This window comes from Stenotrophomonas sp. LARHCG68 (assembly GCF_052871705.1).
In genome coordinates this window covers 547,178-558,975 of record NZ_JBIXJV010000001.1, presented here as the reverse complement: position 1 = coordinate 558,975, position 11,798 = coordinate 547,178, and the positions used below count along the sequence as shown (strand labels likewise).

Genomic DNA, 11,798 nt, shown 5'->3' with positions numbered 1-11,798 from the left:
GAAGCAAATAACAACAACGTTAGTGGTGTGTTAAACACCCCTGAACGTTACGATTGCATCGCCCCGATTGATTTGCGCGAGCCGCCCTTAAACTTTGCCGAATCTGGCCTCAACGCTTCGCGCATGTCGCGGTAGTGCGTGGCCGAGGTGCCGAAGCGGGCGCGGAATGCGCGCGCGAAACTGCAACAGTTGTCAAAGCCACTGGCCGATGCAACTTCGCCGACCATCATGTCGGTATCGCGCAACAGCATCGCGGCACGCTCCAGTCGCAACCGCGCCGACAGCGACTGCGGGCTTTCCTCGTACAGGCTCTGGAAGGTCTTGGACAGGTACCAGCTGGAGAAGTTGGTCAGTTCGGCCAGCTCGCCGATGCGTACCACGCGGTGGCTGTTGCCCTCCAGGTACATGCGCGCACGCTGCATGCGGCCGAACACCTGGCGCTTGCGCATGCGTGAACGGCCGGGGCAACGCTGCACCGTCACCGACAGCTCGCGCTGCAGCGAGGCCAGGTGCAACAGCAGCGGCCGCAGCTGGTGGATGGTGGTACCGGCGCCCTGGGCCTCGCGCCACAGGCGCAACGCCAGCCGCGCCTCGGCATGGCTCATGCGGCCGCGGCCGGTGTAGACGCTGCAGTCGGCCAGCGTGCCCAGCATGCGCAGGGCATCGGCATCCAGGCTCACGCCAATGCACACGCCATCACGGCCGGCCTGGATCAGCGGACGGGACTCCTTCTCGAAGGCAATCCATTCACGTTGGTGCAGACGGAACTTGCCTTCCTTGGACTCCACCCATGCGGTGCCACGCAACTGCATCCATACGGTGAACACGGTCCCGGAGGTCTGCAGGCTGCCCAGCCGCGCGACGCCCACGCAGCTCGGGCGCGGCCCGTCATCGACATGCCTGTCGAACGTCACCGATTGCCCGCGATCCACCCAGGTCACCTGCCGCATGCTGCTCACCATCTGTTTGCCTTCAATGGGCGATGGTTTTGCCAACTCTGGCGGCGAAGGTCAGGAAGATCCTGCGAGATTGCTCCGAAATTATCCGGAAGCGACTTCCGAAAGAATCACGAAGGATGTTTTCCCAGCCACGGCAACCACTTGGCCACGCCCATCAGCCGCCGCGGCGGGCGCCTGGGGACCGGCATCACGCCGATATCGGCGCCGTCGGCGACCGCCAGCGCGACGAAGGCGGCACTGCCATCGGGCGCCAGGCTCAAGCCGTTGCCGGAGCTGTAGCGCACGGCGTCCAGGCACTGGCTGAGCCCGTTGGCACCGGGGTTGATCGCATCCAGCCGGGTGGCGCATCGCGGCCCGATGTTCAGGTACTGCACCGTGCCGTTGTCGGCCACCGCCCAGGTCCGGTAACGCCAGCGCGTCGGCACCTCGCGATTCACCGGCCGGGCACTGCTCAAGGCCAGGCTTGAATCCACCTGCCACAGGCCGGGACTGCCCAAGCGGGTGAACAACACCTGCCCGCCGGTCTTGTCGACCCGCACCTGGGACACGCCCTCCAGCGCCGCCAGGCGCTTCCAGGGTGTCTGCGTGCGATCGAACAGGGCCAGCACCATGCGGTCATTGACGGCACGCTCGACCACCAGCACCGTGCCGGGCTGCCGTCCATAGACGGCCTGCAACGGCTCGTTCGCCGGCACCGGCAACTTGCTCCATTGCCCTTCCTCCGGGATCACCTCGTAGATGCCGGGCAGGCCCTGCGCGTCACGGCCGGTGACCAGCAGATGGCGGGCATCGGCGGACCAATCCATCGGCTGGCGCGCCTCGGGCCGGAAACCATCGATCATCTCCAGCGAATCAGGTGCCTCCAGCCGCGCCCACCACAATGCGAACGCACCGGAACGGTCCGAGGTGAAAGCCAGCTGGCGGCCATCGGGCGACACCATCGGCTGGCCATCGCGACCGGAGGAAGCGAACAACCGCTGCGGCTCGCCGCCAGCCACGCCCAGCGGGAACCGGAACAACCCGTACTGCGGCTGGTCGCGCATGAAGGCCAGGTTGCTGCCCTGGCGCGAGACCGAGGGACTCTGCGCATCGCCGATGCCCAGGTCGCGCAGCAGGCGGGTACCCAGGTCCAGCCCGAACAGGCGCGACTCGCTGTCCACGCGCCGGCCGAACACCATCTCGCTGGAAGTCAGCCACGCCCAACCGCGGATCTCGGCGGCTTCCTCGGTGAGGCGCTCGGCGTTGCTGCCGTCGGCGTCCATCACCCACAGATCGCCCACCTGCGGATTGCGCACGAAACCGATGCGCTTGCCGTCGGGCGAGTAGCGCGGTGCGTAATCAAAGTCGTCACCGGACATCGCATAGGAGAACGACGTCCAACGCCCGGATGCCAGCTCCAGCGTGCGGATACCGCGGCTGGCCTGGCTGCCGGTCATCGATCCGAAGATCAGGCTGCGCCCGTCCGGTGCCCAGTCGAAGCTGAGCATCTCGGTGCCGTCGCAACGGGTCACGCGGCGCGCGGTTCCGCCGGTGGCGGGCATCACCAGTACTTCGCAGCCACCATCAGCGAGAAAGCGCGCGAAGGCGATTTCGCGTCCATCTGGCGACCACGCCGGGAAACGGTCCGAACCGCCTTCCGGCGGCGTGACCAGCTGCACCGGCGTCGCGGTGCCGGTGCTCTGCACCCACAGGCTCGAAAGCCCATCGCTTTCCTTGGCGAACACCACCAGCGCGCCGTCCGGCGACAGGTCCGGATGGGTTTCGAACGCCGACGTCGAGGTGATCAAGCGGTACGGGCGCTCGGGACTGCCCAGCACCCGCGTACCACTGACGGTTTCCTGCGGTGCCGGCGGCTCCGGCTGCTTCCACAGCAGCCAGGCCATCAGCAGCGTGCTGGCCAACAGCAGTATGCCCACGCCACCCAACACGTAGCGCCGCACCACCCGCCGTTGTGCCGACCGCGCCGGAGCCGGCCTGGCGGCAGCCTCGTCCTGCACCGCGGCGACGGGTTCGACGACCGCAGGCTGCGACGCATCATCCGACGCCTCCGCGTCCACCACCGCCGCGTCAGCGTCGGCATCCTCCCAGGCAACCGGCACCAGCAAGCGGTAACCGGTCTTGGAAATCGTCTCGATGTAGGCCACGCCTTCGCCATCGACCGCGGCCGATGCAAACGCCTTGCGCAGCTGGGTGATCGCCTGGGTCAGCACGTCGTTGGTCGGCATGGTGTCCGGCCACACTTCGGCGAACAGCTCATCACGTGTGACCACCTGGCCGGCACGACGTGCCAGCGCCAGCAATACGCCGATGCTCTTGGGGGTAAGTCGCTGCACCTTGCGTGCATCCGGCGGATGCACCTCGCGTGAGGACAACACCACCAGACACTCGCCAATGCGAAGCCGATCACCGGCAGGCTTCTCGTTGTCGATTGTTTGCATCGGGATCAGGGTCAAAGCCGTCTTGGACACCATTCCTGTGTCCGGTTGAACGACCCGGGGGAGAGTCGATCAACCGCCAGATTCCGCAAATGGCTGCAACGGAAAGCGCAAAAGTTCAAACGGGTGCGAATACTACTCTAAGCAAGTTACCGGTGTGCCCCCACATCGACGACATCAGGCTCTCTCTCGCCGACGAATCCACATAATCCGTTACAGAATTCGCGCCGCAAGGCGCGATTTTTTTAACTGGCGTTCAGCCTTTTCGCGCCTTGCTGATGGTCAGCCCGACCAGTCGCGAAACCACCAGAGCCACGTACATCACGCCTGAAAACTGCTCCAGCATCACCAACGCGCGTGCCTGCGGATGCACCGGCGTGACGTCGCTGAGCCCGACCCCGGACAACAAACTGAAGCTCAGATAAAGCAGCTCCACCCAGCTGCGTATTTCCCCCTCGCTGCTGGCGATGAAGCTGCCCGGATACCACTGCTGGCAAACTGAATAGGCGAACGCAAACGCCCATGCCAACAGCGTGAATGTCGCCCCCGCGGCGAACAGTTCGTCACGCGTGACTTCATGGTCCTGCAACATATAGGCGATGAGGCTGCAGGTCGTATAGAAGTACAGCAGGCATTCGAGCACCTGCGAGGTGGTGGTGAACGCATGCCGCTGCAGCACCGCACCGGCCACCGAGAACACCACCGCCGGGATCGCCAGCGTCAACGCCACCCAGATGCCCAGCGGGCTGCGTCGCACGACCCACACCGACAGGCCAAGCACCGCCATGCCAAACGCGTTGAACAGCACGCGGCCGGCGGTCATGTGCTCCATCGCCGGGTACAGCAGCACGCCCAGCAGCTGCACCGCCAGCAGCCACGCCGACGGATGCCGGCGGGCCAACGCCAGCCAGCGCAGGTGCGCGCGTACGCGCAGGCCTTCCGGCCGCGCTCCCTCCGGACCGACGCTCATCAAGGGCGATCCTCAGCGCGCGGCGCGGTACGGGTACTGCGCGAAGATTGCCGCGACCGCCGCATCGATCTGCGCGCCACGCTTGTCCGGAGTGCTGCGGCCCACCGTACCCACCGCCACGCCTTCCCAGACCAGGCGGTTGCGCTGCACGTCGACCACGTCCACGTTGAGCGTGCCCTCGGTGTACTGGTGCACGTCGGTGCGGTCGCGCCAGTACGGCACGGCCACGTAGCCGCGTGCGCGATAGCTGTAGTAGTAGTCGTAGTCCACCTGCGGCATCGTGGTCACCCGCGTCTTGTCCTGCAGATAGGCATTGAGGTTGACCCACAGGTCGGGCTTGGCTTCGTCGAGCACATAGCCACGCGCCTGCATCTGTGCCAGCACCGCCGCACGGATGCGATTGCTGGTGATGGTGGTGTAGCCGTTCTGTTCCAGCGCCAGCGGCGAGTAGAACGCAAAGCTGCGGTAGCGGCCGAAGTCGCCGCTGGGATCGGCCTGGCTGCTGACCCGGGGCGTGCTGGCACAGGCCGCCAGCAGCGAGGACAGCAACAGCACCGTGATGAGCCGGAACGCATTGCGAAGCTTCATGGCGACCTCCCCTGCGATGGACGGCTGCACGCTACCACGACCGCCGCCCCGTCCGCGTCAACCCTGCCCCGGGAAGCCGGCGGGCTCCCCGGGAGCGGAACCGGCGGTCAATCCGGCCGGTACACCTGCGCGCCCTGTTCGCGGAACTGCGCCGACTTCTCGGCCATGCCGGCCTGCAGGGCCTGCGCCGCGTCCATGCCCTGCCCGGCCGCATAGTCGCGCACGTCCTGGGTGATCTTCATCGAGCAGAAATGCGGGCCGCACATCGAGCAGAAGTGGGCCAGCTTGTGCGCGTCCTTGGGCAGGGTCTCGTCGTGGAACTCCTTGGCTTTCTCCGGATCCAGGCCGAGGTGGAACTGGTCCTCCCAACGGAACTCGAAGCGCGCCTTGGACAGCGCGTTGTCGCGCACCTGCGCGCCCGGGTGACCCTTGGCCAGGTCGGCCGCGTGCGTGGCGATCTTGTAGGCCATGATGCCGTCGCGCACGTCCTGGCGGTTGGGCAGGCCCAGGTGCTCCTTGGGCGTCACGTAGCACAGCATCGCCGTGCCGTACCAACCGATCATCGCCGCGCCGATGGCGCTGGTGATGTGGTCGTAGCCCGGCGCGATGTCGGTGGTCAGCGGGCCGAGCGTGTAGAACGGCGCTTCGCCGCACTCGTGCAGCTGCTTGTCCATGTTCTGCTTGATCAGCTGCATCGGCACATGGCCCGGACCTTCGATGATGGTCTGCACGTCGTGCTTCCAGGCGATTTTGGTCAATTCGCCCAGCGCTTCCAGTTCGCCGAACTGCGCCGCGTCGTTGGCATCGGCGATGCAGCCCGGGCGCAGGCCATCACCGAGGCTGAAGGACACGTCATAGGCCTTCATGATCTCGCAGATGTCCTCGAAGTGCGTGTAGAGGAAGTTCTCCTTGTGGTGCGCCAGGCACCACTTGGCCATGATCGAACCACCGCGCGACACGATGCCGGTCACGCGCTTGGCAGTGAGCGGCACATGACGCAGCAGCACACCGGCGTGGATGGTGAAGTAATCCACGCCCTGCTCGGCCTGTTCGATCAGGGTGTCGCGGAAGATCTCCCAGTTGAGTTCTTCGGCGCGACCATCCACCTTTTCCAATGCCTGGTAGATCGGCACGGTACCGATCGGCACCGGGGAATTGCGGATGATCCACTCGCGGGTTTCGTGGATGTGCTTGCCGGTGGACAGGTCCATCACCGTGTCGCCGCCCCAGCGGATCGCCCACACCAGCTTCTCCACTTCCTCGGCGATGCCCGAGGACACCGCGCTGTTGCCGATATTGGCGTTGATCTTGGTCAGGAAGTTGCGACCGATGATCATCGGTTCGCTTTCCGGGTGGTTGATGTTGTTGGGCAGCACGGCGCGCCCACGCGCGATCTCGTCACGCACGAATTCCGGGGTGATGACCTTCTGGATGTCGGCGCCGAAGCTCTGCCCCGGGTGCTGCGCGAGCAGGCCGGAATCACGTACCGCCTCCAACCGCTGGTTCTCGCGGATGGCGACGAACTCCATCTCCGGGGTGATGATGCCGCGGCGCGCGTAGTGCATCTGGGTGACGTTGGCACCGCCAATGGCACGACGCGGTAGCACGCGCGCCGGGAAACGCACGGCATCGAGCCTGGCATTGCCTTCGCGCGAACGCCCGAACGCCGAGCTCAGGCCCGGCAGCTGCCCGGTATCGCCACGCTCCTGGATCCAGCGTGCGCGCAGTGGCGCCAGCCCGGCGGCCAGGTCGATGCGCGCCTGCGGATCGGTGTACGGGCCGGAGGTGTCGTACACCGTGATCGGGGGGTTCTCCTCGCCGCCGAACAACGTGGGCGTGCGCGTCTGTGCGATCTCGCGCATCGGCACCTGCAGGTCGGCCCGCGAACCGGGCACGAAGATCTTGCGCGAGCCGGGGATCGGCTGGGTCACGGATTCGGAGAGTTGCTGGGCCTGCTGCTGCAGGCTGGGCTGGGCGTTCATCGGCATTCGTCCTGGTCGAGCCGCACCGGGAGGTGCGGGCCATGCGAGGGATTCGCATGACGGAACGAAGCGAAGGCGCACGCCGATGGCGGTTGTCCCCTGTGACCGGAACGCATGCCATGGCACACGAAGCTTCCCTACGCCGGTATGAGCCGGATCAGGTTCGAAGGGTATGTCTCAACCGTGGCCCGATGGCCGCGGTACCCCCGCTTCGGGCGGCATTAGACCACAAAGCGGTGACACCTGGCCCGGTGCGCCGCGTCATCGCCTGCTAACGGAATCGTGACGTCCCGTTCAGTAACATCCCGCCCCGGTGCGATGCCCTGCTGGCCGCGCCACGGTGCTCGTCCACCTTTCCCTGCCCGGCCCTGGCGCCGGCCCTCGCTGCAAGCCCCGGCTCGCTCCCCTCAATCGCTCTTGATCGGAGACGCTCCTTCATGGTGTTTCGTGTTTCCATCGCACTGGTCGCCGTACTGGTGCTCCTGGCCGGCATCGCGCCCGGTCCCTTCAACGACGTGGTCCAGGCCACGCTGACGCATGTCGTGCGCGGCGCGGGCTGGATGTACCTGTTGATCGTGTTCCTCACCCTGACCTTCCTGCTGTACCTGGCGTTCGGCCGCTTCGGCAACCTGCGCATCGGCGGCGAGGACGCCGAGCCGGACTTCTCGCGCGCCAGCTGGCTGTCGATGCTGTTCGCCGCCGGCATGGGCATCGGTCTGGTGTTCTGGGGCGCGGCCGAGCCGATCTCGCACTTCGTCACCCCGCCGGAAGGGCTGCCGCCACAAGGCATGGACGCGGCGCGTGCCTCGATGCGCTACGCGTTCTTCCACTGGGGCCTGCACCCGTGGGCGATCTACGCGCTGATCGGGCTGGCGATGGCCTGGTTCCAGTACAACCGCAATGGCCGGGGACTGATCAGCGACATGCTGCAGCCGGTGATCGGCCGCCATCACCGCGGCGCGTTCGGCAAGCTGGTGAACATCGCCGCGGTGGTGGCCACCGCCATCGGCGTCGCCACCACGCTGGGCTTCGGCACCATCCAGATCTCGGCCGGCCTGCAGCGCGTGTTCGGCATCACCGCCGATGTCCCGCTGCAGATGACGGTGATCGCGGTCGCCTTCGTGCTGTACATGATCTCCACCACCAGCGGCGTGGAGCGCGGCATCAAGTGGCTGTCCAACTTCAACCTGGCTCTGGCCGCGCTGCTGTTGGCCGCGGTGCTGGTGCTGGGCCCGACCGGCTTCATCTTCGACACCTTCACCACCACGCTGGGCTCCTACCTCAACCAGCTGGTGACGATGAGCCTGCGCATGTCGCCATTCTCCGGCAGCACCTGGGTGGCCGACTGGACCATCTTCTACTGGGCCTGGTGGATTGCCTGGGCGCCGTTCGTCGGCGCCTTCATCGCGCGGGTGTCACGTGGTCGCAGCGTGCGCGAGTTCGTGGTCGGGGTGGTGCTGGCACCGACCGTGCTCGGCTTCCTGTGGTTCTCGGTGTTCGGTGGCACCGCGCTGTGGTCGCAGCTGTTCGGCCACGCCGACCTGGTGCAGGCGCTGGGCAACGGCTACGAGACGGTGCTGTTCACCCTGTTCGACAGCCTGCCCGGCTCGCTGCTGCTGTCGTGCCTGGCACTGGTGCTGCTGATGATCTTCTTCGTCACCTCGGCCGACTCTGCGGTGCTGGTGTTGGCCAGCATGTCCACCGACGAGGCCGGCGACCCGCCGCTGTCGCGCAAGCTGGTGTGGGGCGTGGCGGTGGCGCTGATCGCCGCGGTGCTGCTGCTGGCCGGCGGGCTGGAAGCGCTGCAGGGCATGATCACCATCGCCGCGTTGCCGTTCGCGCTGCTGATGGTGCTGGTGATGGTGTCGCTGTACCGCGTGCTGGACGCCGAGTCCAACCGCCAGCGGCGGCTGGCGCAGCGCGGACGGCACCTGATCGAGGCCTGGATCGAACGCGAGCAGGCCGCGCAGGAGGATGCACGCGAGGAAGCCGCTCGGAATGTGGGCGGGGATTGAGGCAAGGGCCTTACCCCTCCCCGGCCCTCCCCTTCGCCTGTGGCGAAAGGGAGGGGGCGAAGCAGGAGCAGAAGCGGAGCGCAGGCGACACAGGGAGCTTTCAGCTCTTGGCTCTTAAGCTCCTCCCCCTCCCTTTCGCCGCAGGCGAAGGGCAGGGGCGGGGAGGGGTGCTTCTGCTTCCCCGAACAGCCCAGCTCAGTACCCGGCCGCCTGCCCGTCCTTGCGGCTCTCGGAAGCGCCGTAGTACACGCCGGTTTCGGGGTCCCGCATGATCGCCTGGTAGCCGCCATACGGACCATCGGCGAACGTCACCCGGTGTCCCCTGCGCATCAGGCTGCGCACGGTTTCCCAACTGAAGCCGGTCTCCAGGTTCACTTCCCCACCGTCGCTCATCGCCGTGCCCTGCCCGGTCGGTTCGCTGGAGCCTTCGTGCTGGATGCGCGGCGCATCACCGGCTTCCTGCAGGTTCATGCCGAAGTCCACCAGGTTCATCACGATCTGCGCATGCCCCTGCGGCTGCATCGCCCCGCCCATCACGCCGAAGCTGGCAAACGGCTTGCCGTCCTTGGTGATGAACGCCGGGATGATGGTCTGGAACGGCCGCTTGCCCGGCGCGTAGCCGTTGGGATGGTCCTTCTGCAGCACGAACATCTCGCCGCGATCCTGCAGGATGAAACCCAGCCCCGGCGGGGCCATGCCGCTGCCCATGCCGCGGTAGTTGGACTGGATCAACGACACCATCATGCCGTCGGCATCGGCCACGGTCATGTAGATGGTGTCGCCCTGCTCCAGTTGCTTCGGCGTGCCCGGCTGGGCTTCCTTCAACGCCTTGTCCATCGAGATCAGCGCACGCCGCTGCGCCGCATAGTCCTTGGACACCAGGCGTGCCACCGGTGCCGGCGCGAACGCCGGATCGGCGTAGAAGCGCGCACGGTCGGCGAAAGCCAGTTTCTTGGCCTCGACGAACAGGTGGATATGCTCGGGTGATCCGAACGGGATCTTCGAGAAGTCGTAGCCTTCCAGGATGTTGAGGATCTGCAGCGCGGCGATGCCCTGGCTGTTGGGCGGCAGCTCCCACACGTCGTAACCCCGGTAGTTGCTGCTCACCGGCTCGACCCATTCACCGTGGTGCGCGGCCATGTCCTCGTAGCTGAGGAAACCACCGTTGGCCTTGAAGTAATCGCCGATGGTGCGGGCGATGTCGCCCTTGTAGAACGCATCGCGGCCACCGTCGGCGATCTGCTGCAGGGTGTTGGCCAGGTTCGGGTTGCGCCACATCTCGCCCTTGCGCGGCGCATGGCCATTGACCGTGAACTGCTCGGTGAAGCCGGGGTACTGCGACAGCCGTGGAACCGAGCGGTCCCAGTAGTAGGCGATCACCTCGGCCACCGGATGGCCGTCACGCGCATAGCGGATAGCCGGGGCCAGGTTGTCGGCCATCGGCTTGCGGCCAAAACGCTCGTGCAGCGCGAACCAGCCATCGACCGCACCGGGCACCGATACGGGCAGCGGCCCGGTGGCCGGGATTTCCTTCAACCCGCGGCGCTGCAACTCGGCCAGCGTCAGCGAACGCGGCGAGCGCCCGGAACCGTTGTAGCCGTACAGGCGCTGCGTCTTCGGATCCCAGACGATGGCGAACAGGTCACCGCCCACGCCGTTGCCGGTGGGCTCCATCAGGCCCAGCGCGGCATTGGCGGCGATGGCCGCGTCCACCGCCGAACCGCCGTCCTTCATCACGTCCAGCGCGATCTGGGTGGCCAACGGTTGCGAGGTGGCTGCCATGGCATGCGGCGCGATGACTTCCGAGCGCGTGGCGAATGCGTGACCGGTGACACGGTCGGCGGCGGACGCCGCGCACAACGAGACGGATGAGACCGCCAGGAACAGGATGGGACGCAGCATCGGCGGGCTCCGGAGGAATGGTCCGGCGAAAGTAGCCCACCGCGCTGTCTTACGCACGTCTTACGCCCGCACCGTATCTAGCTCCTCCGAAACAAACCCGTCGCCCTGCATGGCCACGGCGGCATCCGGTTCTTCCAAAAGGGGCTCTTCCAATGCAAATGCGATCCAAGCGCCATCAGGGCGGCTTCACTCTGGTCGAGATGGCCGTGGTCCTGGTCATCATCGGCGTGATCATCGGCGCGGTGATGATCGGCCGCGACGTGCAGCGCAACGCCGAATACACGCGCATCAAGCAGAAGTTCGTCGACCAATGGGTGGTGGCCTACAACAGCTACCACCAGCGCTTCGGTGCTCCGGTGGGTGACAACCAGGCCGCGCCGCGCCTGATGGTCGCCGGCAAGGAGTACGACATCGACATGGCCAACAACACCGCCAGCAAGGGCGCGATCTGCAATGGCTCGGCCTCGACCAAGAGCGACCAGCCGGTGACCGCCGCCTCGCAGGACGGCGACAAGCTGCGCGACTTCATGCGTGGCGCCGGCATCAGCCTGCCGCCGGGCCGCGGCGAGGGCTTCGAGGACCGCTACGTCTACCTGGACACCAACGGCAACCCGCAGGAAATCCAGGTCTGCTTCCAGTGGAACCCGGCCGAGACCGCCTCCGGCGCCGGCAACGTGATGGTCATCTCCGGCCTGACCCCGGACCTGGCCCGCTCGCTGGACCAGATGATCGACGGCAAGCCCGACCCGCAATCCGGCGCGTTCCGCCAGGTGGGTCTGAACAAGCGCAGCGTGGGCAGCAACGCCGACGCCGAGAGCATGGAGTGGAAGGGCAACAACACCAACAAGGCCGGCTCGGCCGGCGCGGCCAACTCCAACGTCGCCGGTGGCGGTGATGACACCGACCAGGTCATCACGCTGGTCGCCCATTACAAGATGAACCAGTAA

The 11,798-nt window shown here is 66.4% G+C and carries 8 protein-coding genes and 1 riboswitch; of the genes, 2 read left to right on the top strand and 6 right to left on the bottom strand.

Going from position 1 to position 11,798, the window contains the following annotated elements:
- Window positions 1–47: 47 nt before the first annotated feature.
- The 5 genes from ACIPR8_RS02415 to thiC all read right to left on the bottom strand — a co-directional run bounded on the left by ACIPR8_RS02415 (window position 48) and on the right by thiC (window position 6,934).
- The gene (locus ACIPR8_RS02415) at window positions 48–950 is read right to left on the bottom strand and encodes a helix-turn-helix transcriptional regulator (protein ID WP_446540051.1); all 903 of its coding nucleotides are present in this window, start codon (window positions 948–950) and stop codon (window positions 48–50) included.
- Between the two features lie 116 nt (window positions 951–1,066).
- Window positions 1,067–3,397 carry a winged helix-turn-helix domain-containing protein gene (locus tag ACIPR8_RS02410; RefSeq protein ID WP_446540619.1) on the bottom strand — a complete coding sequence of 777 codons (2,331 nt, stop codon included), beginning with the start codon at window positions 3,395–3,397 and terminating at the stop codon, window positions 1,067–1,069.
- A 253-nt stretch (window positions 3,398–3,650) separates the two neighbouring features.
- Window positions 3,651–4,364, bottom strand: coding sequence for an ion channel (locus tag ACIPR8_RS02405; protein WP_132865517.1), 714 nt, complete (start codon window positions 4,362–4,364; stop codon window positions 3,651–3,653).
- Window positions 4,365–4,376: 12 nt separating this feature from the next.
- Window positions 4,377–4,952: a DUF4136 domain-containing protein gene (locus ACIPR8_RS02400; protein ID WP_446540050.1), complete on the bottom strand. Its 576-nt coding sequence runs from the start codon at window positions 4,950–4,952 to the stop codon at window positions 4,377–4,379.
- 107 nt (window positions 4,953–5,059) lie between these two features.
- Window positions 5,060–6,934, bottom strand: a complete 1,875-nt coding sequence (gene thiC / locus ACIPR8_RS02395; protein WP_446540049.1) for a phosphomethylpyrimidine synthase ThiC — start codon at window positions 6,932–6,934, stop codon at window positions 5,060–5,062.
- 116 nt (window positions 6,935–7,050) lie between these two features.
- Window positions 7,051–7,152, bottom strand: a riboswitch (TPP riboswitch).
- 219 nt (window positions 7,153–7,371) lie between these two features.
- Between thiC and ACIPR8_RS02390 the strand changes: the two genes are divergently transcribed.
- Window positions 7,372–8,949: a BCCT family transporter gene (locus tag ACIPR8_RS02390; RefSeq protein WP_446540048.1), complete on the top strand. Its 1,578-nt coding sequence runs from the start codon at window positions 7,372–7,374 to the stop codon at window positions 8,947–8,949.
- A gap of 195 nt (window positions 8,950–9,144) precedes the next feature.
- On the opposite strand, the gene ggt is transcribed toward ACIPR8_RS02390, so the two are convergent.
- Window positions 9,145–10,851 (bottom strand): gamma-glutamyltransferase, encoded by a 1,707-nt coding sequence (gene ggt, locus ACIPR8_RS02385; RefSeq protein ID WP_446540047.1) that lies wholly within the window; start codon window positions 10,849–10,851, stop codon window positions 9,145–9,147.
- A gap of 152 nt (window positions 10,852–11,003) precedes the next feature.
- On the opposite strand from ggt, the gene ACIPR8_RS02380 reads away from it, so the two are divergent.
- Entirely contained in the window at window positions 11,004–11,798 is a 795-nt protein-coding gene (locus tag ACIPR8_RS02380) for a prepilin-type N-terminal cleavage/methylation domain-containing protein (RefSeq protein WP_192287569.1), read from the top strand.